The organism is Micromonospora sp. NBC_01412 (genome assembly GCF_045040215.1).
GTDB lineage: Bacteria > Actinomycetota > Actinomycetes > Mycobacteriales > Micromonosporaceae > Micromonospora > Micromonospora rubida.
In genome coordinates this window covers 4,587,696-4,611,902 of the sequence record NZ_CP109528.1, presented here as the reverse complement: position 1 = coordinate 4,611,902, position 24,207 = coordinate 4,587,696, and the positions used below count along the sequence as shown (strand labels likewise).

The following is a 24,207-nucleotide window of genomic DNA, read 5'->3' as shown; positions in this document are numbered from 1 at the left end:
GGATGTCCGTCTCGGGAACCCGGAGGGGTCGGCGTGCCGACGCGCCGGGACCGGCGCCCGACCGGTTCAGGGCAGCCGGGAGAACCACCGCATCGACCCCGCCGCGGCCCCCATCGCCAGGACCAGCCCGAGCCCGATGAACCGGGCGGAGACGTCCTGCTGTTCCCGGCGGTAGCCGACCGAGGTGCCGATGTCGTCGTACACCGCCCGCAGCTCCGCGCTGTTGGTCGCCTCGTGGAAGCCGCCCCCGGTGGAGTCGGCGACCGCCTTGAGGGTCTGCCCGTCCACCGGCACCTGGATGGGTCGGCCGCCCCGGTCGACGAACCCGGACGGGGTGCCGAACGAGATGGTGTGCACCGGCACCTTCGCCCCGACCGCCTCGGCGGCGGCCTCCATCGGGTCCATGCCGGAGGTGTTCGCCCCGTCGGAGAGCAGGATGATCCGGGCCGGCGGTGGCTGCTTGGCCGCCTCGCTGTCCAGCCCCTTCACCGCGCCGAGCGAGGTGTTGATCGCCTCCCCGATGGCGGTGCCCTGCACGCCGGTGGCACCCTCGGCAAGGCGGTCGATCCCCTCGTGCAGGGCCTCCCGGTCGGTGCCGGGCGGCACCAGCACCGCCGCGCTGCCGGCGAACGCGACCAGCCCCACGTTGAACTCGTCGGGCAGGCCGTCGACGAACCGCCGAGCGGCGTGCTTGGCCGCGCTGAGCCGGTCCGGTTCGACGTCGGAGGCGAGCATCGAGGTGGACACGTCCACGGCCACCATGACGGTGGCCCGTTCCCGGGGCACCCGCACCTCGTCGTGGGGGCGGGCGAAGCCCACCACCAGCAGCGCCAGCATGGCCAGGAAGAGGCCGGCCGGCAGGTGCCGGCGCCACGCGGGGCGGTGCGGGGCGACCCGGTCGAGCAGCCGCAGGTTGGTGAAGCGGACGGCGTACCGGCTGCGGCGGCGCTGGGCCAGCAGGTAGCCGGCGGCCAGGGCGACGACCCCGAGCAGCAGCCAGAGCCGGGCGGGTGACTGCCAGCTCACGCGGCACCTCCCCGCGCCGCGCCCGGCCCTCGTGCCGGGCCGCCTCCACTCGCCGCCGGCGCCAGGGCGAGCCGGCGCTGGGCGTGCACGTGCCGGACGATGTCGGCGCACCAGTCCCGGTCGGTGCGCAGCGGCAGGTGGCCCGCCCCGCACCGGCGCAGCGCCTGGCTGATCTGGTCGCGTTGGGCGGCGGCGGCCTCGGCGTACCGCTCGCGCAGCCGGGGGTCGCCGGTCCACACCTCCCGCCCCCGGCCGGTCTCCGGGTCGACCAGGGTGATCAGGCCGACGTCCGGCAGCTCCAGCTCACGCGGGTCGGTCACCTGCACGGCGAGCACCTGGTGCCGCACGGCGAGCCGGCGCAGCGGCGCCTCCCAGGGTGGCGGGGCCGCCGGGTCGTCGGGCAGCCCGTCGAGGAAGTCGGAGACCACCACGACCAGGCCCCGTCGGGCGGCGACCCGCCCCACCGCGGCCAGCCCGTCGGTCAGGTCCGGGGGCGCCAGCGGCGCGGTGTCCGGTTCGTACCCGCCGACGCGCGGCGCGGACAGCAGCGCCCGGAGCAGCCCGAGCAGGTGGGTCCGGCCGCTGCGGGCGGGGAACCGGCGCAGCCCGTCCGGGGCCAGCAGTTGGGCGCCGAGCCGGTTGCCGGAGCCGGCGGTGAGGAAGCCGACCGCCGCCACCGCGGCGACCGCCAGCTCGCGCTTGTCCAGTTCGGCGGTGCCGTACTCCATGCTGGGGCTGGCGTCCACCAGCAGCCAGGTGGTCAGTTCCCGGTCGGCGTCGACCTCGCGGACGTGCGGGACGGTGGTCCGGGCGGTGACGGCCCAGTCCATCCGGCGCACCTCGTCCTCGCCCGGCCGGTACTCGCGGCTGCCGGCGATCTCGCTGCCCGGGCCGGGCAGCAGCCCGCGGTGCTGGCCGTGCAGCAGCCCGTCCAGGCGGCGGGTGACGGTCAGCTCCAGCCGGCGCAGCCGCCCGCCGGGCGCGAGGTCGGCGAGGGTCGGGTCGGCCGGGGTCGGGTCGGCCGGGGGCGCCCCGCTCCACGCCCGTGTGGCCCCGGTCGACGCCCGTGTGGTCCCGGCCCGCGCGGGCGGGACGGCGGGGCCCCTCACGCCGCCGCCAGGTCGGTGGCGTACCCGGTGTGGTGGGTGGCGATCCTGGGCGGCGGCACCGCCTCGACCAGCCGGCGTACCACCGCCTCGGCGGAGACCCCGTCGGCGACCGCGTCGAAGGAGAGCACCAGCCGGTGGGCGAGGACGTCCACCGCCAGTTCCCGGACGTCCTCGGGCAGCACGTGGTCCCGGCCGCGCAGCAGCGCCTGGGCCCGGGCGGCGGCGACCAGGCCCAGGGTGGCCCGGGGGCTGGCCCCGTACGCCAGCAACGGCGCGATCTCGGGCAGCCCGAACCGGCCCGGGTCCCTGGTGGCCAGGATCAGCCGGACGACGTACTCGGCGAGGGCGTGGTGCACGAAGACGTCGCCGGCCCGGCGCTGGAGCGCGCGCAGCCGGCCGGGGTCGAGGACCGGGCGTGGGCTCGGCCGACCGGCGCTCATCCGGTAGAGGATGGCCAGTTCGTCGGCGTCACCCGGGTAGTCCACGACGATCTTGAGGAGGAACCGGTCGCGCTGCGCCTCGGGGAGCTGGTACACCCCCTCGGACTCGATCGGGTTCTGGGTGGCGAGCACCAGGAACGGGTCGGGGACGGGCCAGCTCCGCCCGCCGATGGAGACCTGCCGCTCGGCCATCGCCTCGAGCAGCGCGGACTGCACCTTGGCCGGGGCTCGGTTGATCTCGTCGGCGAGCAGCAGGTTGGCCATGATCGGGCCGAGCTCGACGTCGAAGCTCTCCTTCGAGGCCCGGTAGATGCGGGTGCCGACGATGTCGGAGGGCACCAGGTCCGGGGTGAACTGGATCCGGGAGAAGGTTCCGCCGACCACGGTGGCGAGGGTGTGCGCGGCGAGCGTCTTGGCCACGCCGGGGACGCCCTCCAGCAGGCAGTGACCGTTCGCGAGCAGCGCGGTGAGCAGGCGTTCGACGAGCCGATCCTGCCCGACGATCACGCGTTTGACCTCGAAGAGCGTCTGTTGCAGCTCGGCGCCGGTCGGATCGGGATCGACCGGGCTGGGCAGGCTGGCCAGGGTGTCCGAGATGTCCGTCACGGTGCTTGCTTCCCGGGGCGACGTCCGGCAAACGTCGGAAATTACGCCCCTCGGGGCCCCTTTGCCTCCCGGACCGGGACGACCGTCGCCATCCGGCGGGAAGCTCGCCGGGGGTCCGGTAGCGGACGCGACGACGCCGGCCCACCGGGGCCGGCGTCGTCGGGTGGCACGGGATCAGGGGGTGAACACCGCCAGGTGGAAGGGCCGGTCCGACGGGGCGCCGGTCGAGTCGACCGTCTGCACGAACACCCCGTTCGGCGTGCCGAGCCGCGGCGCGACCGAGACCTCGCCGGTCGGCGGGACGCAGCAGTCGGCGGCGTCGCCGATGTTGGCCACGTACCCGCCCCGGACCAGGCTGTGGTTGAAGATGACCTGGTACTGGCCGGGGCCGTACCTGGTCGCGGAGACCGAGTCGCGCCCGCGGAGCAGCACGCCGGCGCTGCTGACCGCCGCGAAGGAGGTGGAGCCGGCCACGAACGACGGGCTCACGCCTTCCCGCAGCGCCGCCTTGGCCTGGGCCGCCTCGGCCGGCGTCACCGTCGGCTGGCCCACCGACGCGACGGGGCGGGCACCCGGCTGCCCGGTCTGGGCCACGGGCTTCGCCGTCGTCGCCTGGGCGGCGGCGAAGCCGCCGCCGGCCAGCGTCAGCGCCAGCACGCCGAACGTGACCGCGACCGCCCTACCGGAAATGAATCTCGCCATGACAGGTTCCCCTTTTGTTGACCGTGTCGAAACGACCGGCTCGTCAGGCGACGAGTCGGATTGCTTCCGAGCCCGATCGGCGCTCCGGAAAAGCGTCGACACAGCCGCCTGCGACACATTGACGATGCCGGAATGGCGGCCCGCCAGACAACCTCTGAGCAGCCATTACTACCGAGAGCATCAGGGCTGGAACCAGGTGGAAAGTAGCACCGGGAAAAGCGCCGGGTCAATAGACTGCGGCGGCGTTTCAGATTTGTTCAGGCGATCGGGAAATTGCGAAACGTGAAGGCTGGGCAATTCACGAAAGGGGCCGGGACGCCGGGCGTTCGGCGAAAGCGCTAGCGTGTCGCCGTGAACACGTCCGAGAAAGCCCCGCCCGGATTCGGCCGGGGCATCCGGACCCGCGCGTGGCTCTGCTGGCTGGCGGTGGCGCCCGGGCTGGCCTGGGCGGCGGTCCGGCTGACCGGCCTGGAACGGGGCCCGCTCGTGCAGGCGGTCGCCTTCACCCCGTACGTGGCGGCCTGGTCACCCGTGCCGCTGCTGCTCGCGCTCGCCCTGCGGCGCCGCTGGCCGGCGGCGGTCGCGGCCCTGGTCGCGGTGACGCTGATCGGGACGGTCGCGCCCCGGGCGCTGCCCGGTGGGCAGCCCGCCGCGCAGGGGCCGGAGCTGCGGCTGCTCACCGCCAACCTGCTGGCCGGCGCGGCCGACGCCCGCACCGTGGTGGACCTGGTCCGCGCGCACCGGGTCGACGTGCTGACCGTGCAGGAGTTCACCCCGGACGCGGCGACCGAGCTGGACCGGCTGGGCCTGGCCGACCTGCTGCCCCACCGGCAGCTCAACCCGCAGGTGGGCACCACCGGCTCGGGCCTCTACGCCCGCTTCCCGATCACCGGGGGCGGGATCCGGCAGAACCGCGGCGGCTGGGGCTTCAGCCAGGCGTACGGCACGGTGAGGCCGCCGGGCGGGCCGCCGGTGCGGATCGAGTCGGCCCACCCGGCGGCCCCGTACGCGATCGACCAGGTCGGGCCCTGGCGTGCCGACCTGGAGACACAGCCGGCGGCCACCCCGGCGGCGGGGCTGTCGATCCTGGCCGGGGACTTCAACGCCACCCTCGACCACGCCCCGCTGCGCGCCCTGCTGGCGACCGGGTACGCCGACGCGGCCGACGCCCCAGGTGCCGGGCTCACCGGCACCTGGGGCCCCTATGACGGTGACCTGATCCCGCCGGTGACGATCGACCACGTGCTGGTGGACCGGCGGATCGCCGTCCGGTCGGTGGCGGTGCACCCCGTGCCGGGCAGCGACCACCGCGCGGTTCTGGCGGGGCTACGGGTGCCCGCGGGTGGGTGAGCGGGCGACCCCTGCGCGTCGGCGCGGTGCCCCGCTCAGACGTGGGCGCGGTCCAGGCCGTAGGTGAGCGCGTCCACGAGGGCACGCCAGGACGCCTCGACCACGTTGGGGTGCACGCCGACGGTCGTCCAGTCCCGGCCCGTCCCGTCGGCGGTCTCCACCAGCACCCGGGTGACCGCGCCGGTGCCGTGGCTGCCCTCCAGGATGCGCACCTTGTAGTCGGCCAGCTCGAAGTCGCGCAGCTCCGGGTAGTGCCGGCACAGGCCGACCCGCAGCGCCTCGTCGAGGGCGTTGATCGGGCCGTTGCCCTCGGCCGTGGCGATCACCCGCTCACCGCGCACCCGGATCTTGACGGTGGCCTCGGACACCACCGCGCCGTCCTCCCGGTGCTCGACGAGCACCCGGTACGACTCCAGGGCGAACGGCCGGGTCGGCGCGGCGCCGGGCAGCTCGGAGCGGACCAGCAGCTCGAAGGAGGCATCGGCGGCCTCGAACGACCAGCCCCCGGCCTCCAGTTCCTTCACCCGGCTGGTCACCCTCGACAGGGTCTCCGGATGGCCGGCCAGGTCCAGGCCCAGCTCGCGGCTCTTGAGCTCGACGCTGGCCCGGCCGGCCATCTCAGTGATCAGGATCCGCATGCCGTTGCCCACCACGAGTGGGTCCACGTGGTTGTAGAGCAGCGGATCCACTTTGATCGCGCTCGCGTGCAGCCCTGCCTTGTGGGCGAAGGCGGCGGCCCCGGCGTACGCCTGGTGGGTGTCGGGGGCGATGTTGGCGATCTCGGCGATGGCGTGGGAGACCCGCACCATCTGCTCCAGGCAGCCCTCCGGTAGGACCGGCAGCCCGAGCTTGAGCTGGAGGTTGGCGACGACGGCGAAGATGTCGGCGTTGCCGGGGCGCTCGCCGTACCCGTTGGCGGTGCCCTGCACGTGACGGACGCCGGCCTCGACGGCCGCGATGGTGTTGGCCACCGCGCAGGCGGTGTCGTTCTGGGCGTGCATGCCGAGCCGCCCGGGATCGACGCCGGTCCGCGCGACCAGGTCGGCGATCGCGGCGGTCACCTGGGAGGGCAGCATCCCGCCGTTGGTGTCGCAGAGCACCATCACCTCGGCGCCGGCGGCCAGCGCGGTCTCCACCACCGCCGCCCCGTACGCCGGGTCGTGCCGGTAGCCGTCGAAGAAGTGCTCGCCGTCGACGAAGACCCGCCGCCCCTCGGCGACGAGGTGCGTCACGGTGTCCCGGATCATCGCCAGGTTCTCGGCGGCGGTGGTGCGCAGCGCCCGCTCGACGTGCCGCAGGTCGGCCTTGGCGACCAGCGCGACGGCCGGGGTCCGCGCGTCCAGCAGCGCCCGGACCTGCGGGTCGGCGGCCACCGCGACGCCGGCCTTGCGGGTCGCCCCGAACGCGACGAGCTGGGCGTGCTTCAGGTCCAGCTCGGTGCGGGCCCGGCGGAAGAACTCGGTGTCCTTCGGCACGGCGCCCGGCCAGCCCCCCTCGATGAAGCCGACCCCGAACTCGTCGAGCAGCCGGGCGACGGCCAGCTTGTCGACCACCGAGTAGGTGAGCCCCTCTCGCTGGGCGCCGTCGCGCAGCGTCGTGTCGTAGACCTGGAACGTCATGGGGAGTCCTCTCGGGCGCGGGCGGGACGGGGCGGCTGGGCGGGACGAGACGGGGCGGGACCAACAAAAAGACCTCCCGCGGATGCGGGAGGTCTGCGCGCTCGGCGGAGGGAAGGCCGGGCGCGCTAGGTGCCGATAATGACGACGCTGCTGGTCACGGTCACCACTGTGCCACCCGCCCCACGGTTTTGGGAGGCGCAATCCACATGGCGGGACGGTGACGCAGGGTTGCGATACCTCATCCGCCCCCACCTGCGGGGCGGAACCCGCCGCCGGTGATCGGGTTCACAAGTCACCTGGCCGCCACCAAGCCGAAACACCTCTGCGGAAGTATCTGGAACAGATCCAGTTACCGGCCTCGTGCCGCTGCCAAGGAGGACCCCGTGCTCACTGTCGGTGACCGCTTTCCCGAGTACGAACTCACCGCCTGCGTGTCCCTCGACGCCGACAACGCGTTCGAGTCGATCAACCACAAGTCGCACCAGGGCAAGTGGCGGGTGGTCTTCTTCTGGCCGAAGGACTTCACCTTCATCTGCCCGACGGAGATCGCTGAGTTCGGCCGGCTGAACGGCGAGTTCGCCGACCGGGACGCCCAGGTGCTCGGCGTGTCGGTGGACAACGAGTTCGTCCACTACGCCTGGCGCAAGGACCACCCGGACCTGCGTGAGCTGCCCTTCCCCATGCTCAGCGACATCAAGCGCGAGCTGACCGCCGACTGCGGCGTGCTCGGCGAGGACGGCGTGGCCCAGCGCGCCACCTTCATCGTCGACCCGGACAACGAGATCCAGTTCGCCATGGTGACCGCCGGCTCGGTCGGCCGGAACGTCTCCGAGGTGCTGCGGGTGCTCGACGCGCTGCAGACCGACGAGCTGTGCCCGTGCAACTGGAACAAGGGCGGCGACACCCTCGACGCCACCAAGCTGCTCGCCGGCGCCGGGGTCTGACGATGGGCCTCGACGCGGTCAAGGCAGCCCTGCCGGAGTACGCCAAGGACATCAAGCTCAACCTCGGCTCCACCGTCAGCGCCTCGACGCTGAAGCCGGAGCAGGCCTGGGGCACCGCGCTGGCCTGCGCCGTCGCGGCGCGCAACCCGGTGGTGCTTCGGGAGATCGCCGCCGAGGCGGTCGCCCACCTCAGCCCCGAGGCGATCGAGGCGGCCAAGGGCGCCGCCACGATCATGGCGATGAACAACGTCTACTACCGGGCCAAGCACCTCATCGGCGACGACCAGTACGCGTCGATGCCGGCGCGGCTGCGGATGCAGATCATCGCCCGGCCGGGCGTGGAGAAGGGCGACTTCGAGCTCTGGTGCCTCGCCGTCTCGGCGATCACCGGCTGCGGCGTCTGCCTGGAGTCCCACGAGAAGACGCTGCGCGGGGCCGGCTTCACCCGCGAGCAGGTGCACGAGGGGCTGCGGATCGCCGCCGTGGTGCACGCCGCCGCGGTGGCGCTCGACGCGCAGGCCGCGCTGGCCTGAGCCCGCCTCAAACTCCGCCGGCACTGCGGTCACGGTGCCGGCGGAGTCTGCGTTTCCGGCGGTACGCGTGTAGGGGCTGACCGGGCTGGGTAGGTGTAATTCGGACACGAGAACACCCTCTCTCCGAGACGACTACGACAGTCGAGGCAGGAGCACCCCATGGACAGGCTCGATCCGCACACCACACCCGGCACGCCGGAGCCCCCGATCCACGGCGGGCAGGGCTTGATCGCCGGCGGCGCCCCCGCCGGCGCGTTCGACCCGTGGAGCTACCGCGACCGGGCGTCGGCGGCCGACGCCGACCTGGTCGGCTACAAGGTCGAGGCCACCGACGGCAGCATCGGCAAGATCGACAGCGCGAGTCACGAGGTCGGCGGCAGCTACCTCGTGGTCGACACCGGCCCGTGGATCTTCGGCAAGAAGGTCATGCTCCCGGCCGGCACGGTCAACCACGTCGACCACGACGAGCGCAAGGTGTACGTCGACCGCGACAAGGACCAGATCAAGGCCGCGCCCGAGTACGACGAGGACAGCCACAGCGACCCGGCGTACCGGGACAAGCTCGGCGGCTACTACGACGAGAGCTACGGCAGCCTGCCCCCGGGCACCGCCCGCTGAGCGGGGCCGCCGGCCCGGCCGGCGGGACTCGGTTCACCGTCACGGCCGGTGGGGTTCGCCCCCACCGGCCGTTACCGTGTCAGGGTGGACGCGATCGAGGTAAACCGCAGGATTCCCTTCTCCGCGATGTTCAACTTCCGTGATGTCGGCGGCTACCCGGCCGCCGACGGGCGCGCCGTCGCCTGGGGCCGGCTCTACCGCTCGGACTCACCACACCGCATCGGCGGCGCCGACCGGGACGCCTTCGTCGCCCTCGGCGTCCGCACCGTGATCGACCTGCGCCGCCCGTACGAGGTGGCCCGGGACGGCCGGGTGCCGGAGCTGGACGGGCTCACCTACCGGCACATCAACCCGGAGCACACCTCGTGGACGGAGTCGCAGTACGAGCCCGGCTCAAGCCTGGCCCGCTACCTCGCCGACCGGTACGCCGCCCTCGCCGGGACCGGCGCCGCCGGGCTGGCCGAGGCGGTCGGGCTGATCGCCGACAGCGCCGCCGCCCCGATCGTCGTGCACTGCGTGGCCGGCAAGGACCGCACCGGCATCACCTGCGCGCTGACCCTCTCGGTGCTCGGGGTGAGCGACGCCGACATCGCCGCCGACTACGCGCTGAGCACGGAGGCGTCGGCGCGGTTCAGCGCCTGGGTGGCCGCCACCACCCCCGAGGCCGCGGAACTCCCCGCGCCGTTCCTGGCGTCCCCGGCCGAGGCGATGTCGCTGTTCCTGACCGAGCTGCGCGCGGGACACGGCTCCGTCGAGGGGTACCTACGGCACGCCGGCGTCACCGACGCCCAGCTCACCGCCCTCCGCGACCACATGCTGGACTGACCTCCGTCCCGGCCGCTCTTCCGGCCCGGCGAGATGACGACGGGCGCCGGGCGCGGTGGGGGAAGCCGAAACGCCCGGGGCGACTGGCGCCCCGGGCGCGGTGGAGCCGGTGCTCAGAGGACCCGGGTGACCCAGCCGTGCGGGTCGGCGGCCCGGCCGCGCTGGACGTCCACCAGCCGCCGGTGCAGGTCGGTGGTCACCCGGCCCGGCTCGCCGCCGCCGACGAGGAACTCGCCGTCGGAGAAGCGGACCCGGCCGATCGGCGTGACCACGGCCGCGGTGCCGCAGGCGAAGGCCTCGCGCAGCCGACCGCTGGCCGCGTCGGCCTGCCAGTCGGCGAAGCTGACCGGCCGCTCCTCGACCCGGTGGCCGGCCTCGGCAGCCAGGGTGAGGATCGCGTCGCGGGTGATGCCCGGCAGGATGGTGCCGGTCAGCGGCGGGGTGACCAGGGTGCCGTCGTCGTAGACGAAGAAGACGTTCATCCCGCCCAACTCGTCGACGAAGCGGCGCTCCACGGCGTCGAGGAAGACCACCTGGTCGCAGCCGGCCTCGATCGCCTCTGCCTGGGCGGCCAGCGAGGCGGCGTAGTTGCCGCCGCACTTGGCCGCGCCGGTGCCGCCCGGGGCCGCCCGGGTGTAGTCCGGCGACACCCACACCGTCACCGGCTTGACCCCGCCGGAGAAGTACGCCCCCGCCGGGGAGGCGATGACCACGTACAGGTACTCGTTGGCCGGACGGACGCCGAGGAAGACCTCGCTGGCGAACATGAACGGACGCAGGTAGAGGCTGCTCCCGTCGCCCTCGGGAATCCACTCCCGGTCGATCTCGACCAGCTGGCGCAGCGACTCGACGAACGTCTCCGGCGGCAGCTGCGGCATCGCCATCCGGCGGGCCGAGTCGGCGAATCGGGCGGCGTTGGCCTCCGGCCGGAACATGGTCACCGCGCCGTCGCCGGTGCGGTAGGCCTTCAGGCCCTCGAAGATCTCCTGCGCGTAGTGCAGCACCGCAGCGGCCGGGTCCATCGGGATCGGCGCGCGCGCCTCGATCCGGGCGTCGTACCAGCCCTTGCCGTCCGCGTACCGGATGGTGACCATGTGGTCGGTGAAGACCCGGCCGAAGCCCGGGTTCGCGAGCAGGGCGGCCCGGTCCACGGCGGATACCGGCGTGGAATTCGGACGGATCTCGAAGTCGAGCATGTCACCACCGCTCATCGCGCGGACCTCCCTGGGACGACGGCGGCCGGGACCGCACGCCGGATTCACTGGTGCCAGCAACTTACCCCGAACGGTCGTTCAGCGGGTAGCCGCGTGCCGGCGGGACGGACGCCCCGAACGGGCGTTCCGGCTGGTCGGATGCCCTTTCCCTGGGGCCTCGGGGCGGGGCGGGGCCGCCGTCAGGCCGCCGCGTGCGCGGCGAGGCGGTCGCCCACCTCGGCGGTGCGCAGCGGTACGCCCTGGGCGCGGCCGGCCAGCTCCGCGCCGACGGCGGCGGTCACCCGGGCCGCGGCGTCGGCGTGCCCGAGCTGGTCGAGCAGCAGGGCGGCGGAGAGCACGGCGGCCACCGGGTCGGCGACGCCCTGGCCGGCGATGTCCGGCGCGGAGCCGTGCACCGGCTCGAACATCGACGGGTACGCCCCGGTGGGGTTGATGCAGCCGCTGGCGGCCAGACCGATGCCACCGGTGACTGCGGCGGCGATGTCGGTGAGGATGTCGCCGAAGAGGTTGTCGGTGACCACCACGTCGTACCGCTGGGGCTGGGTGACCAGGAACATCGCGGCGGCGTCGACGTGCTGGTACTCCGTCGCCACGTCCGGGTGCTCGGCGGCCACGGCCGCGAAGGCACGGGCCCACAGCGACCCGGCGTGGGTCAGCACGTTGGTCTTGTGCACCAGGGTGACCTTGCGCCGCTCGCGGCGGGACGCCCGGGCGAACGCGTCGCGGATGACCCGCTCCACCCCGTGCCGGGTATTCAGGCTCTCCTCGGTGGCCACCTCGGCCGGGGTGTCCCGGTGCAGCGAGCCGCCCGCGCCGGCGTAGAGCCCCTCGGTGCCCTCCCGGACCACGACCAGGTCGACCTCGCCGGGCTTGACCGTGGCCAGCGGGCCGGCCACGCCGGGCCACAGCCGCGACGGGCGCAGGTTGACGTACTGGTCGAAGGCGAACCGGAGCTTGAGCAGCAGGCCACGCTCCAGCACGCCCGGCGGGACGGTCGGGTCGCCGACCGCGCCGAGCAGGATCGCGTCGTGCCCGGCCAGCTCGGTCAGGACGGAGTCCGGCAGCACCTCGCCGGTGCGGTGGTAGCGGGCCGCGCCGAGGTCGTACGCGGTGGTCTCCACCCCGGGGAGCACGGCGTCGACGACCTTGAGGGCCTGAGCAACCACCTCGGGTCCGATCCCGTCCCCGGCCACCACCGCGATCCGTGCCACGTCGTGAGCTCCCTACCTCGTCGTCTTCGGCAACGGTACGACTCCGTCCCGCCTCCCGGTACGGCGCTTCCGCATGCTGGGAAATCGAACGCACAGCAGGCTCCCAGGTGGGATTCATGGTGTGGTCAACTTCGCTGCTTAGGGTCTATGGCGAACGGGTCACGGGGGCCCGGACGAAATTCGTCGCGGCGCTGGGTCGCCGTCAGCGAAGGAGCAACTGTGATGCGGATCGACGAGCAGCCTCGGCACCGGTGGGTCGACGAGCAGCCCCGCGCCCGCTGGGTGGACCAGTCGACCTTCGCCAACCGCCGCCCCGACCTGCGCCTGGGCAGCCGCAGCCACCGCCTCGACCGGGCCGGTGGCACCGCCGCCGACCGGATCGCCGTGCAGCACACCGTCGGCACCAGCACGGCCGAGTACTCGCTGCTGCTCAACGCCCCGAGCTGGCTGGGCCGGCGGGGGGTGGGCGAGGCGCTCGCCGACGCCGTCGCCGAGCTGCGCGCCATCGACCTCACCTACGGCCCGAACCGGCGCGACAGCCTCGTCTCCCGGCTGCGCCGGGGGGAGATCAGCCCCGAGTCGTACCCGCCGCTGGCCGACCTCGTGGACCGGTGCGCCGCCATGCGGGCGGCGACCGACGGCTGGTTCGACGCGTGGGCGGTGCCCGGCGGCTTCGACCCGGGCGGCCTGCTCGGCGGCTGGGCGGTGGAGCGGGCCGCGGCCCGGCTGCGCGCCGCCGGCATCCACGACTACGCCGTGCTCACCGGCGCCGACCTGGTGGTACGCGGGCACGCCGCGCACGGCGGCCCGTGGCGGGTGGCCGTGCACCACCCGACCGACACCCGCCGGGCGCCGCTCGTGCTGGAGATGACGGCCGGCGCGGTGGGCACCTCCGGGGTGACCGGGCGGCGAGGGCACGTGGTCGACCCGCACACCGGGGAGCCCGCCGACCAGCTCGACGCCGCCACGGTGATCGGGCCGGACCTGGCGGTGGCCGACGCCTACGCCACCGCGCTCTACGCCGCGGGCCCGACGGGGCTGGACTGGTTCCGCAACGGGTCGGACTACCGGGCGCTGTTCGCGCACCGCCACCGCTGAGGCCCCTGGGCCACCCTCGGCGGCCGGCCTTCGCATCCCGGCCGTGGGTGCCCCGCGATCGGCCCCCACGGTCTCGGCAACGGCCGTGGGGGCCGGTCAGCGACGAGTGCGCGTGGCTCGCGCAATCGAGGGGTGCGGACCCGGGCCGGGGCGGACCTCGACCGCGCCACCCGAAGACGGGCCGACGCCGAACTCAACCAGTGACCGCACGAGTACGCTAGCGAATCGACGCAACTCGACGCAAGAGTCTCCACAGCGGACCGTCCCCGAAGGACGATCGGAAGTTTCGCGACTGACCTGCGGCGGGGTCGCGGTGACTTCCCCGCCCCGGGATGGCACGCTGTCCGCCGTGAGTTTCGATCTGAGCGTGTGGGCCCTTCCAGACGGGGCCACGCCCATGAACGTGCGGGCAGCGGTGCAACGGTGCCGACAGGGGCAGCACGACGACCGCTACCCGGACCCGCGGGTCGTCGCCTTCTACCGGGCGATCACCGCCCGCTATCCGGACCGGCCGGCGGGCCCGGGTTCCCCGTGGGAGGTCGCACCCCTGCACGCGGCCAACGACCACATCGAGATGAACCTCAACCCGGCCTGCGAGGACCAGGTGCTGCTCGACATCGAGCGGCTGGCCGGCGAGTGCAACCTGATGCTGTTCGACTACCAGGACGGCTCGGTCTACCCGCCGCCCGCCCCGGCGCGCCGCTGACCCGTCGACGGCGAGGGGCCCGGCCTTTCGGCCGGGCCCCCGATCCGTCCTGCGTGGACGCCGCGTCGCGCGGGTCCTGGACGGACCTATTCGTCGCGCAGGTCGGCGGCGCTGGCCGAGGTCGCGCCGATCGACTCGGCCGCCGAGGTGAGCAGGTCGGCGCCGAGCGCCTGGTCGACCGTGAGGGTCATCAGCGTCTCGCCCCCGGCCTCCCGGCGGGCCACCTGCATCGCCGCGATGTTGATACCGGCCTCACCGAGCAGGGTGCCGACGGTGCCGACCACGCCCGGCCGGTCCGCGTAGCGCAGGAAGAGCAGGATGCCCTCCGCGCCGATCTCCAGGTCGAAGCCGTCGACCTCGGTGAGCTTGAGAACGTCGCGGGCGCCGGCGTGGACGACCGTGCCGGAGACGCTGACCGTGCGGCCGTCCGGCAGCGCGCCACGGACGGTCACCAGGGTCTGGTGCTCGGCGGTCTCGGCCAGGCTGGCGAGGTTGACCTCGACGCCACGCTCGGCGGCCAGGTGCGGCGCGTTGACGTAGGTGACCTGCTCCTCGACCACGGAGCTGAACAGCCCCTTGGTGGCCGCGAGCTTGAGCACCGAGACGTCGTGGTTGACGACCCCCCCGCGCACCTCGACGGTGACGCTGGCGGCCACCCCGCCGGCCACGGCGGTGAACGCCCGGCCGAGCTTCTCGGCCAGCGGCAGCAGCGGGCGGACGTCCTCGGCGACGACGCCGCCGGCCTGCACGTTGACCGCGTCCGGCACGAACTCGCCCTGCAACGCCAGCTTCACGCTCCTGGCCACGGCCAGGCCGGCCTTGTCCTGCGCCTCGGCGGTGGAGGCGCCCAGGTGCGGGGTGGCCACCACGTTGTCGAAGGCGAACAGCGGCGAGGAGGTGCACGGCTCCTTGACGTACACGTCGACGCCGACACCACCCACCCGGCCCTCGGCGAGCGCGTCGGCGAGGGCCTGCTCGTCGATGAGTCCACCGCGGGCGGCGTTGATGATCCGCACGCCCGGCTTGACGATCGCCAACTCCTTCTCGCCGATCAGGCCCACGGTCTCCGGGGTCTTCGGCAGGTGGATCGAGATGAAGTCGCTCTCCCGCAGCAGCTCCTCCAGCCCGACCAGGCGCACCCCGAGCTGCGCCGCGCGGGCCGGCTGGATGTACGGGTCGTACGCGATCAGCCGGGTGCCGAAGGCGGCGATCCGAGACGCGAAGAGCACCCCGATCCGGCCGAGGCCGACCACGCCCACGGTCTTGCCCTGCACCTCGACGCCGGTGTACTTGGACCGCTTCCACTCGCCGGCCTTCAGCGCGGCGCTGGCGCTGGCGGTGTTGCGGGCCACGGCCAGCAGCAGCGCGACGGCCTGCTCGGCGGCGGAGACGATGTTGGAGGTGGGGGCGTTGACGACCATGACGCCCCGCGCGGTGGCGGCCGGAACCTCGACGTTGTCCAGACCCACGCCGGCCCGGGCGACCACCTTCAGCCGCGGGGCGGCGGCGATCGCCTCGGCGTCGATCTGCGTGGCGCTGCGCACGATCACCGCGTCGGCCTCGGAGAGCGCGGAGAGCAGGGCCTGGCGGTCGGTGCCGTCGACGTGACGGACGTCGAAGTCGTGGGCGAGCACCTCGATGGCGGCGGGGGCGAGTTCTTCGGCGATCAGTACGACAGGAGTCATCGGTCCTCGTAGACGTTGTGTGGCGGTCGGCCGGGACGTCGGGACGCCGCGCTGCGCCCTGCGCCGAGTCGTGCCATGGCCGTCAGGTGCCGGCTACGCACCTATCCGCGATCGTAGGGCGCGGGCCGGCCGGCGTGCCCCGGACCATGGGGTGAGGGCCCTCACAAACCCGACATGTCAGTGGGGTTCCGGGCGGGAAAACACCAGCGGCGACCCGCCCGACGCCGGGTGGGCGTCGGACGGGTCGCCGCGTGCGGCAGGGCTCAGGCGGTCTCGGTGATCGGCCGGTCGACCCAGCTCATCATGGACCGCAGCTTCTGACCGGTCTCCTCGATCGGGTGCGCCGCGCCCTCGGCCTGCCACTTGGTGAAGTTGGGCCGGCCCGCCTCGTCCTCGGCCACCCACTCGCGGGCGAACTCGCCGGACTGGATCTCGGAGAGGATCTTGCGCATCTCCTCCTTGGTCCGGGCGTCGACGACACGCGGGCCGCGGGACAGGTCGCCGTACTCGGCGGTGTCGGAGATGCTGTAGCGCATCTTGGCGATGCCGCCCTCGTACATCAGGTCGACGATGAGCTTCAGCTCGTGCAGGCACTCGAAGTAGGCCACCTCCGGGGCGTAGCCCGCCTCGGTGAGCACCTCGAAGCCGGTCTGCACCAGCGCCGCCGCGCCGCCGCAGAGCACCGCCTGCTCGCCGAACAGGTCGGTCTCCGTCTCCTCCTTGAACGTGGTCCGGATCGCGCCGGCCCGGGTGCCGCCGATGCCCTTGGCGTACGACAGGGCCAGCGCGAGGGCGGTGCCGCTGGCGTCCTGCTCGACGGCGACCAGGCAGGGCACGCCCTTGCCGTCGACGTACTGGCGGCGGACCAGGTGACCCGGGCCCTTCGGGGCGACCATCGCGACGTCCACGTCGGCCGGCGGCTTGATCAGGTCGTACCGGATGTTGAAGCCGTGGCCGAAGAGGATGGCCTTGCCGGGCGCCAGGTTCGGCGCGATCGCGTCCGTGTAGAGGGCACGCTGCGCGGTGTCCGGGGCCAGGATCATGATCACGTCGGCCTCGGCCGCGGCCTCGGCCGGGGTGAGCACCCGCAGGCCCTGCTCCTCGGCCTTGGGCCGGCTCTTCGAGCCCACCGGCAGGCCGATCACCACGTCGACGCCGGAGTCGCGCAGCGACAGCGCGTGGGCGTGGCCCTGGCTGCCGTACCCGATCACCGCCACCTTCTTGGCCTGGATCAGGCCCAGGTCGGCATCGTCGTCGTAGTACACCTCAACGCTCATTGACTTCCCTTTCGTACGGCGGCCCGGTGCGGCCCGTCGTGGCTTGTGCGGGGTGGTGTGGCGGGCAAGGGACTCAGGCGGCCCGCAGGGCCGGGCCGGCGGTGATCGAACGCGAGCCGCGCCCGATCGCCACCGTGCCGGACTGGACCATCTCCTTGATCCCGAACGATTCGAGGTCGCGCAGCAGCGCGTCCAGCTTGTCGGGGGTGCCGGTGGCCTCGATCGTCAGCGTGTCGGGCGCGACGTCGACCACCCGGGCGCGGAACAGGTTGACCGTCTCCAGCACCTGGCCACGGGTGGCCCGGTCGGCGCGGACCTTGACCAGCAGCAGTTCCCGGGCGACCGAGACCTGCGGGTCCAGCTCAACGATCTTGAGCACGTTGACCAGCTTGTTGAGCTGCTTGGTGACCTGCTCCAGGGGGGACGACTCGGCGTTGACCACGATGGTGATCCGGGAGACGTCCGGGTTCTCGGTCTCGCCGACGGCGAGGCTGTCGATGTTGAAGCCGCGCCGGGAGAACAGCCCGGAGACCCGGGCCAGGACGCCCGGCTTGTTCTCCACCAGGACCGAAAGCGTGTGCAGGTTCATCAGATATCGTCCTCGTCGAAGGTCGGGCGGACGCCGCGAGCGAACATGATCTCGTCGTTGCTGGTGCCGGCGGCCACCATCGGCCAGACCATCGCGTCCTTGCCGACCACGAAGTCGATCACAACGGGGGCGTCGTTGATCGCCATCGCCGCCTCGATAGTGGAGTCCACGTCGGCCGCGCTCTCGCAGCGCAGGCCGATGCAGCCGAGCGCCTCGGCGAGCTTGACGAAATCCGGGATGCGGTGCTTGTGGGTGCCCAGCTCGGTGTTCGAGTACCGCTCGTTGTAGAACAGCGTCTGCCACTGCCGGACCATGCCGAGGTTGCCGTTGTTGATCACGGCGATCTTGACCGGGATGCCCTCCAGCGCGCAGGTGGCCAGCTCCTGGTTGGTCATCTGGAAGCAGCCGTCGCCGTCCACCGCCCAGACCACCGTGTCCGGCCTGCCCACCTTGGCCCCCATGGCGGCCGGGACCGCGTAGCCCATGGTGCCGAGGCCGCCGGAGTTGAGCCAGGTGCCCGGCCGCTCGTACGAGATGAACTGCGACGCCCACATCTGGTGCTGGCCGACGCCGGCGACGTAGACGGCGTCCGGCCCGACGATCTTCCCGAGCCGCTCGATCACATACTGCGGGGAGAGGGTGCCGTCGGCCGACTCCTCGTAGCCCAGCGGGTACCGCTTGCGCAGATCGTCGAGCTGGGTCCACCAGTCGCCGAGGTCGGCCGGGTGGACGGCGGACCGCTCGGTGGTGACCGCGACGATCAGCTCGTCGATCACGTGCCGGGCGTCGCCGACGATCGGCACGTCCGCGTGCCGGTTCTTGCCGATCTCGGCCGGGTCGATGTCGGCGTGCACGACGGCCGCGTCCGGGGCGAACGAGTCCAGCTTGCCGGTGACCCGGTCGTCGAACCGGGCGCCGAGCGCCACGATCAGGTCCGCCTTCTGCAGGCCGTAGACCGCCGACACGGTGCCGTGCATGCCCGGCATACCCAGGTGCTGCGGGTGCGAGTCGGGGAACGCCCCGAGCGCCATCAGCGTGGTGACCACCGGGATGCCGGTCAGCTCGGCCAGCCGGCGCAGCCCGTCCGTGGCGCCGGCCTTGAGCACCCCGCCGCCGACGTAGAGCACCGGCCGGCGGGCCGAGTTCATCAGCCGGGCGGCCTCCCGGATCTGCTTGCCGTGCGGGTGCAGGGTCGGCCGGTACCCGGGCAGGTCCAGCGTCGGCGGCCAGGAGAAGGTGGTCTGCGCCTGGAGGACGTCCTTCGGGATGTCCACCAGCACCGGGCCGGGGCGGCCGGTCGAGGCCAGGTGGAACGCCTCGGCGAGCACCTGCGGGATCTCCTCCGGCGTCTGCACCAGGAAGTTGTGCTTGGTGATCGGCAGAGTGATGCCCTGGATGTCGGCCTCCTGGAAGGCGTCCGTGCCGATCGACGGCCGGGCCACCTGACCGGTGATCGCCACCATGGCCACCGAGTCCATGTACGCGTCGGCGATCGGGGTGACCAGGTTCGTCGCGCCCGGGCCGGAGGTGGCCATGCAGACCCCGACCTTGCCGGTGGCCTGGGCGTACCCGGTGGCGGCGTGCCCGGCGCCCTGCTCGTGCCGGACCAGGATGTGCCGGACGGTGGAGTCGTAGAGCGGGTCGTACGCCGGGAGGATCGCCCCGCCCGGGATGCCGAAGACAACGTCGACGCCGAGCGCCTCCAGGGACCGCACGAGCGAACCGGCGCCGGAGATCTGCGCGGGCTGCCGTACCCCCGGGGCGGCCGGGCCGGCGGCGGCGCGGGCGGCCGGCGGAACCTGGTCGGCGGTCGCCGGCTCGGCGCCGGCCCGGGTCCGGCGGGCTGAGTGGGCGAGGGTCTCTGGCGTGGGTCTCGTCATGGCGGTTCAGGCCTTCGGCTGGAGTGGCTGATGCTCTTCAGGCGGTGCAACGCGGGCAGGGCCCGCGCCGATGGGTCCGACGGCAATAAAAACGGCCCTCGTGCAGATGCACGGGGCCAGCGCACTCTCGACGACGGAGAGTGCGCTCAGGTAAGTACTCGAAGAGAGGTCGACGACATGCGGTCAAGCCTGCCGCATCTCACGCGATGAGTCAACTGATCCCACATTTTGGTTCACGGACGTCGGCGCGACGCTCTCCGGCACGCTTGTTCCGACCGCCCCGAGCTGCGCAGACGCCTCCCCGCCGGGGCGCTGGGCGGGCGCCGTCGGCAGCCGTCGCGGACGCGCCGCCGCGGGCGGGGCCGGCACGGCTGCGGGGTGCCCGGCGGGCGGCGCCGACACCGGGGCGGGACGCGCGCCGGCGGACGTGGCGGCCTCCAGCATCGCCTCCAGGTGCTCGCCCGGCACCCCCCAGCCGAAGAGCGCGCCCTGCCCCCACCGGCAACCGGCGGCGACCACCGCGGCCAGCTCGGTGGGAGTGGTCACCCCCTCGGCGATCACCTCCATCCCGAGCTGGTGGCCCAGCCGCATGACGATGTCGACCATCGGGGCGAAGGCCGGGCCGTCGGTGCCCACCGGGCGGACCGGCTCGTGCTCGGCGACCAGGCTGTGGTCGATCTTGAGGATGTCGATCGGCAGCCGGCGTAGCTGCCCGAGCGACGAGTACCCCGCGCCGAAGTCGTCCAGGGCGATCCGGACACCGGTGCGCCGCAGCGCGGTCAGCCGCCGGACGAGCTCGTCGAGGTCGGTCGCGACGGCGTGCTCGGTGACCTCCAGCACCAGCCGCTGCGGCGGCACGTGGTGGGCGCGCAGCGCCTCGGCGACCTGGACCACGTACTCGGGGGCGTGCAGCTCCCGGGGGGAGACGTTCACCGAGACCCACACGTCGTGCCCGTCGGCCAGCCAGCGGGAGAGCTGGTAGCACGCCTGGTGCAGCACCCACGCCCCGAGCTTGGCGATCATCCCGCACTCCTCGGCCAGCGGGATGAACTCGTCCGGGCGGACGTTGCCCAGCTCCGGGTGGCGCCAGCGCAGCAGCGCCTCCGCACCCACCGGGCGCACCGACGGCAGCGACGCCACCGGCTGGAACACCAGACGCAGCTCGTCGCGCTCGATCGCGCCGCGCAGCTCGTGCTCCAGCGTCGTGCGGCGGCGCAGCAGCTCGTCGTAGGCGACGTCGTAGTGCTCGATCCGGTTCTTGCCGCGCTGCTTGGCGTAGCGCAGGGCCAGGTCGGCGTGGCGCAGCAGCAGCTCGGTGTCCGGCTCGTCGGGCTGCCCGGCCACCCCGATGCTGACCGAGAGGAAGACCGGCCCGCCCGGCTGCTCGTACGGGCTGCCGAGCAGCCCGAGCAGCCGCTCGGCGACCCGGCCCGCGTCGGGCGGGCGGCCGGGCATCAGCACCGCGAACTCGTCGCCGCCCAGCCGGGCGGCCAGGTCGCCGGGGCGCAGGTTGCCGCGCAACCGCCGGCCCACCTCGGCCAACACCTCGTCGCCCACGTCGTGCCCGCGCATGTCGTTGACGTTCTTGAAGCCGTCCAGGTCCAGGCCGAGCAGCACGCACGGGACGCCGGCGCCGGTGCTGTCGTGCAGGGCGCGCAGCAGCCCTCGCCGGTTGGCCAGGCCGGTCAGCGGGTCGGTGTGGGCCAGCTCCCGGAAGTGCGCCTCGCGCTCGGCCAGCCGGCCCGCGTACCGGCGCACGTCGTGCAGGGCGAGGTACTGCCGGGCCACCAGCGCGAACCCCTCGACGCTGCCGGCGACGATGCCCAGCGCGTCGAACCGGCCGCCCTGGAGCAGGTGGTACATCGCGGAGGCGGCCATCGCGCCCATCGGGACGAAGGCGTACGCGCCGTCCCGGCGGATCAGGTCGACGTCGAGCTGCCCGGGCGGGGCGGCCCGGTGCACGGCCCGGTGCACGGCCAGCGCGGCGGTCAGCAGCCCGGCCGCGAGCAGGACCACGCCGGCCAGCAGCATGCCGGGCACGGCCTGGCAGAGCCCGCCGGCGATGCCCAGGCCGCCGCAGGTCACCGCCGTGATCCCGGCACCGAGCCAGGCCAGCCGGCGGCGGGGCGCGGCGGCCCGCATGAGCACGATCAGGGTGAGCCCGGCGGTGAGCGCCACGCTGACGCTGGCCAGCAGGATCGGCGCGCAGGCCGCCGGGATGGCGGCGGCGAGCAGCCGGGTCGGCTCGGAGAGGAGCACCCAGCCGACGAACCAGAGCGCGGTCGCCATGATCAGGCCGTCGAGCACCAGCCGGGCCGTCGCCGCCCGGGTGGCCCCCGCGCCGGGCAGCCGGAGCAGGCCCGCGCCGAAGGCGAACGCGCTCACCGCGGTGCCGACGGAGACCAGGGTGGCCCAGCCGGTGCGCAGCCCCTGCTGATCGGCCAGGTGCGCGCCGCCGACGAGCGGCACCGCCGACCCGATCAGCAGGCTGAGCAGCGCGAACACCCCGGCTGTGGCGACCAGCGCGACGGCCTGCCCGGGCCCCCGCCCCGCCCGACGGGCGAGGACGACCAGCAGTGCGGTGGCGCCGGCGGCGACGAGGCCGCTCAGCACCGCGACGGCGATCATGCCCGGAGGGAAGTACACGTCCTCAACTGTGCCGGATGCCCGCTTCACGTGGGGGGCCGGGTGCGCAACTGTTGGGACACGGCGCTCGCCCCCTGGGAGCGCCCCCGCCGACGGTGCAAGACTGGTACGCATGCCTGAGCTGCGGTCGAAGACCTCCACGCACGGCCGGATGATGGCCGGTGCCAGGGCCCTGTGGCGGGCCACCGGGATGACCGACGACGACTTCGGCAAGCCGATCGTCGCCATCGCCAACAGTTTCACCCAGTTCGTGCCCGGCCACGTGCATCTCAAGGACATGGGCGGCCTCGTCGCCGACGCGGTGGCCGAGGCCGGCGGGGTGGGCCGGGAGTTCAACACGATCGCGGTCGACGACGGCATCGCCATGGGCCACGGCGGGATGCTCTACTCCCTGCCCAGCCGGGAGCTGATCGCCGACGCGGTGGAGTACATGGTCAACGCGCACTGCGCGGACGCCCTGGTCTGCATCTCGAACTGCGACAAGATCACCCCCGGCATGCTGCTGGCCGCGCTGCGGCTGAACATCCCCACCGTCTTCGTCTCCGGCGGGCCGATGGAGGCCGGCAAGACGATGGCGATCGAGGGCATCGTGCACTCCAAGATCGACCTGATCGACGCGATGGTCGCCTCGTCCAACGACGCGGTCACCGACGACCAGCTCGGCGAGATCGAGCGGTCGGCCTGCCCGACCTGCGGCTCCTGCTCCGGCATGTTCACCGCCAACTCGATGAACTGCCTCACCGAGGCGATCGGCCTGGCGCTGCCCGGCAACGGCTCGACGCTGGCCACCCACGCCGCGCGCCGGTCGCTCTTCGTCGAGGCCGGCCGCACCGTCGTGGAGATCTCCAAGCGCTGGTACGACGGCGACGACGCCTCGGTGCTGCCCCGGCAGGTCGCCGACCGGGCCGCGTTCGAGAACGCGGTCGCCATGGACGTGGCGATGGGCGGGTCGACCAACACGATCCTGCACCTGCTCGCCGCCGCCCGGGAGGCCGAGATGGACTTCTCGGTGGCCGACATCGACGCGATCTCCCGCCGGGTGCCCTGCCTGGCCAAGGTCGCCCCGAACTCGCCGCAGTACCACATGGAGGACGTGCACCGGGCCGGCGGCATCCCGGCCATCCTCGGCGAGCTGGACCGCGCCGGCCTGCTGCACCGGGACGTGCACGCCGTGCACTCCCCCAGCCTTGCACGGTGGCTCGCCGACTGGGACGTCCGGGGCGGTTCGGCCACCGAGGAGGCGGTCGAGCTGTTCCACGCCGCCCCCGGCGGGGTGCGCACCACCGAGCCGTTCTCCACCACCAACCGCTGGTCGTCGCTGGACACCGACGCGGCCGGCGGCTGCGTGCGGGACCTCGCCCACGCCTACAGCGCCGACGGCGGGCTGGCCATCCTGCACGGCAACATCGCCCCGGACGGCTGCGTGGTGAAGACCGCCGGGGTGCCCGAGGAGTGCCTGACCTTCCGCGGCCCGGCGAAGGTGTACGAGTCCCAGGACGACGCGGTGACGGCGATCCTGGCCAAGGAGATCGTGGCCGGCGACGTGGTGGTGATCCGGTACGAGGGCCCCAGAGGCGGCCCCGGCATGCAGGAGATGCTCTACCCCACGTCGTTCCTCAAGGGCCGAGGGCTGGGCAAGTCCTGCGCGCTGCTCACCGATGGCCGGTTCTCCGGCGGCACCTCGGGGCTGTCCATCGGGCACGCCTCCCCCGAGGCGGCCTCCGGCGGCCTGATCGCCCTGGTCGAGCCCGGCGACGAAATCGTCATCGACATCCCGGCCCGGTCCATCTCACTCAACGTCGCCGAGGACGCTCTGGAGGCCCGCCGGGTCGCCCAGGAGAAGCGCGACAAGCCGTACACCCCGGTCGACCGGCAGCGCCCGGTCTCCGCTGCCCTCCGCGCGTACGCCTCGATGGCCACCTCGGCCAGCGACGGTGCCTACCGCCGCGTCCCGGAGTAAGAGGCAGGGTCGTGGCGTTGTCGCGGGTGCGGTCCCCGGTCGGCCCGGGGACCGTGGCCCGGGGCGGAGCTGTGGGCGGGGCGGTCGATGCCGTGGGGCGACGCCTATGGAGCTGAGTCGTTTACGTCATCACCGCCGGTCGGGCCACCACCGTCACGTCACCCACCGC

General features: G+C 73.4%; 20 protein-coding genes. 8 read left to right on the top strand and 12 right to left on the bottom strand.

The features are described from left to right. Window positions 1-66: 66 nt before the first annotated feature. The 4 genes from OG617_RS21090 to OG617_RS21075 form a co-directional block, all read right to left on the bottom strand. A complete protein-coding gene (locus tag OG617_RS21090; RefSeq protein ID WP_405094766.1) occupies window positions 67-1,026 on the bottom strand; it encodes a VWA domain-containing protein in 960 nt (319 codons plus the stop codon). Beyond that, window positions 1,023-1,994: a DUF58 domain-containing protein gene (locus tag OG617_RS21085; RefSeq protein ID WP_405103861.1), complete on the bottom strand. Its 972-nt coding sequence runs from the start codon at window positions 1,992-1,994 to the stop codon at window positions 1,023-1,025. Before OG617_RS21085 ends, OG617_RS21090 begins: the two co-directional genes overlap by 4 nt. Before the next feature lie 137 nt (window positions 1,995-2,131). Next, window positions 2,132-3,181 carry an AAA family ATPase gene (locus OG617_RS21080; RefSeq protein WP_396675862.1) on the bottom strand — a complete coding sequence of 350 codons (1,050 nt, stop codon included), beginning with the start codon at window positions 3,179-3,181 and terminating at the stop codon, window positions 2,132-2,134. A gap of 174 nt (window positions 3,182-3,355) precedes the next feature. Then, window positions 3,356-3,883 (bottom strand): hypothetical protein, encoded by a 528-nt coding sequence (locus OG617_RS21075; RefSeq protein ID WP_405094765.1) that lies wholly within the window; start codon window positions 3,881-3,883, stop codon window positions 3,356-3,358. A 393-nt stretch (window positions 3,884-4,276) separates the two neighbouring features. Here OG617_RS21075 and OG617_RS21070 point away from each other — a divergent pair, with 393 nt between their 5' ends. After that, entirely contained in the window at window positions 4,277-5,233 is a 957-nt protein-coding gene (locus OG617_RS21070; RefSeq protein WP_405103859.1) for an endonuclease/exonuclease/phosphatase family protein, read from the top strand. A gap of 35 nt (window positions 5,234-5,268) precedes the next feature. Here OG617_RS21070 and cimA read toward each other — a convergent pair whose 3' ends face one another. Next, window positions 5,269-6,852 carry a citramalate synthase gene (cimA, locus tag OG617_RS21065; RefSeq protein ID WP_405094764.1) on the bottom strand — a complete coding sequence of 528 codons (1,584 nt, stop codon included), beginning with the start codon at window positions 6,850-6,852 and terminating at the stop codon, window positions 5,269-5,271. A 383-nt stretch (window positions 6,853-7,235) separates the two neighbouring features. On the opposite strand from cimA, the gene OG617_RS21060 reads away from it, so the two are divergent. The 4 genes from OG617_RS21060 to OG617_RS21045 all read left to right on the top strand — a co-directional run bounded on the left by OG617_RS21060 (window position 7,236) and on the right by OG617_RS21045 (window position 9,772). Beyond that, on the top strand, window positions 7,236-7,796 hold the full coding sequence (locus tag OG617_RS21060; RefSeq protein ID WP_387016607.1) for a peroxiredoxin: 561 nt from the start codon (window positions 7,236-7,238) through the stop codon (window positions 7,794-7,796). A 2-nt stretch (window positions 7,797-7,798) separates the two neighbouring features. Then, window positions 7,799-8,329, top strand: a complete 531-nt coding sequence (locus OG617_RS21055; protein WP_405094763.1) for a carboxymuconolactone decarboxylase family protein — start codon at window positions 7,799-7,801, stop codon at window positions 8,327-8,329. Window positions 8,330-8,488: 159 nt separating this feature from the next. Beyond that, window positions 8,489-8,947, top strand: a complete 459-nt coding sequence (locus OG617_RS21050) for a PRC-barrel domain-containing protein (protein ID WP_405094762.1) — start codon at window positions 8,489-8,491, stop codon at window positions 8,945-8,947. 84 nt (window positions 8,948-9,031) lie between these two features. Then, window positions 9,032-9,772, top strand: a complete 741-nt coding sequence (locus OG617_RS21045) for a tyrosine-protein phosphatase (protein WP_405094761.1) — start codon at window positions 9,032-9,034, stop codon at window positions 9,770-9,772. A gap of 113 nt (window positions 9,773-9,885) precedes the next feature. On the opposite strand, the gene OG617_RS21040 is transcribed toward OG617_RS21045, so the two are convergent. Beyond that, entirely contained in the window at window positions 9,886-10,983 is a 1,098-nt protein-coding gene (locus OG617_RS21040; RefSeq protein WP_405094760.1) for a branched-chain amino acid aminotransferase, read from the bottom strand. A gap of 182 nt (window positions 10,984-11,165) precedes the next feature. Further along, a complete protein-coding gene (locus OG617_RS21035; protein WP_405094759.1) occupies window positions 11,166-12,197 on the bottom strand; it encodes a 3-isopropylmalate dehydrogenase in 1,032 nt (343 codons plus the stop codon). A 222-nt stretch (window positions 12,198-12,419) separates the two neighbouring features. Between OG617_RS21035 and OG617_RS21030 the strand changes: the two genes are divergently transcribed. Both OG617_RS21030 and OG617_RS21025 read left to right on the top strand, forming a co-directional pair. Beyond that, entirely contained in the window at window positions 12,420-13,295 is an 876-nt protein-coding gene (locus tag OG617_RS21030; RefSeq protein ID WP_405094758.1) for an FAD:protein FMN transferase, read from the top strand. Window positions 13,296-13,644: 349 nt separating this feature from the next. Beyond that, complete coding sequence (locus OG617_RS21025; protein ID WP_405094757.1) at window positions 13,645-14,001, top strand: hypothetical protein; 357 nt, start codon at window positions 13,645-13,647, stop codon at window positions 13,999-14,001. Window positions 14,002-14,087: 86 nt separating this feature from the next. Here OG617_RS21025 and serA read toward each other — a convergent pair whose 3' ends face one another. The 5 genes from serA to OG617_RS21000 all read right to left on the bottom strand — a co-directional run bounded on the left by serA (window position 14,088) and on the right by OG617_RS21000 (window position 22,078). Beyond that, window positions 14,088-15,686 (bottom strand): phosphoglycerate dehydrogenase, encoded by a 1,599-nt coding sequence (serA, locus tag OG617_RS21020; protein ID WP_405094756.1) that lies wholly within the window; start codon window positions 15,684-15,686, stop codon window positions 14,088-14,090. Window positions 15,687-15,949: 263 nt separating this feature from the next. Next, a complete protein-coding gene (gene ilvC, locus OG617_RS21015; RefSeq protein ID WP_405094755.1) occupies window positions 15,950-16,963 on the bottom strand; it encodes a ketol-acid reductoisomerase in 1,014 nt (337 codons plus the stop codon). Between the two features lie 73 nt (window positions 16,964-17,036). Further along, window positions 17,037-17,552, bottom strand: a complete 516-nt coding sequence (gene ilvN, locus OG617_RS21010) for an acetolactate synthase small subunit (RefSeq protein ID WP_161687755.1) — start codon at window positions 17,550-17,552, stop codon at window positions 17,037-17,039. Further along, the gene (locus tag OG617_RS21005) at window positions 17,552-19,432 is read right to left on the bottom strand and encodes an acetolactate synthase large subunit (protein WP_405094754.1); all 1,881 of its coding nucleotides are present in this window, start codon (window positions 19,430-19,432) and stop codon (window positions 17,552-17,554) included. The genes ilvN and OG617_RS21005 overlap by 1 nt, the downstream gene beginning before the upstream one ends. A 183-nt stretch (window positions 19,433-19,615) precedes the next feature. Continuing rightward, window positions 19,616-22,078, bottom strand: a complete 2,463-nt coding sequence (locus OG617_RS21000) for a putative bifunctional diguanylate cyclase/phosphodiesterase (protein ID WP_405094753.1) — start codon at window positions 22,076-22,078, stop codon at window positions 19,616-19,618. A gap of 112 nt (window positions 22,079-22,190) precedes the next feature. Here OG617_RS21000 and ilvD point away from each other — a divergent pair, with 112 nt between their 5' ends. Next, window positions 22,191-24,038 carry a dihydroxy-acid dehydratase gene (ilvD, locus tag OG617_RS20995; RefSeq protein ID WP_405094752.1) on the top strand — a complete coding sequence of 616 codons (1,848 nt, stop codon included), beginning with the start codon at window positions 22,191-22,193 and terminating at the stop codon, window positions 24,036-24,038. Window positions 24,039-24,207 lie beyond the last annotated feature (169 nt).

Bases quoted from the DNA above. Each gene is read 5' to 3' on its own strand.
- OG617_RS21040 (WP_405094760.1), bottom strand. From the start codon at position 10,983: ATGAGCGGTGGTGACATGCTCGACTTCGAGATCCGTCCGAATTCCACG.
- serA (WP_405094756.1), bottom strand. From the start codon at position 15,686: ATGACTCCTGTCGTACTGATCGCCGAAGAACTCGCCCCCGCCGCCATC.
- ilvD (WP_405094752.1), top strand. From the start codon at position 22,191: ATGCCTGAGCTGCGGTCGAAGACCTCCACGCACGGCCGGATGATGGCC.
- OG617_RS21075 (WP_405094765.1), bottom strand. From the start codon at position 3,883: ATGGCGAGATTCATTTCCGGTAGGGCGGTCGCGGTCACGTTCGGCGTG.
- OG617_RS21050 (WP_405094762.1), top strand. From the start codon at position 8,489: ATGGACAGGCTCGATCCGCACACCACACCCGGCACGCCGGAGCCCCCG.
- cimA (WP_405094764.1), bottom strand. From the start codon at position 6,852: ATGACGTTCCAGGTCTACGACACGACGCTGCGCGACGGCGCCCAGCGA.
- ilvN (WP_161687755.1), bottom strand. From the start codon at position 17,552: ATGAACCTGCACACGCTTTCGGTCCTGGTGGAGAACAAGCCGGGCGTC.
- OG617_RS21030 (WP_405094758.1), top strand. From the start codon at position 12,420: ATGCGGATCGACGAGCAGCCTCGGCACCGGTGGGTCGACGAGCAGCCC.
- OG617_RS21055 (WP_405094763.1), top strand. From the start codon at position 7,799: ATGGGCCTCGACGCGGTCAAGGCAGCCCTGCCGGAGTACGCCAAGGAC.
- ilvC (WP_405094755.1), bottom strand. From the start codon at position 16,963: ATGAGCGTTGAGGTGTACTACGACGACGATGCCGACCTGGGCCTGATC.
- OG617_RS21005 (WP_405094754.1), bottom strand. From the start codon at position 19,432: ATGACGAGACCCACGCCAGAGACCCTCGCCCACTCAGCCCGCCGGACC.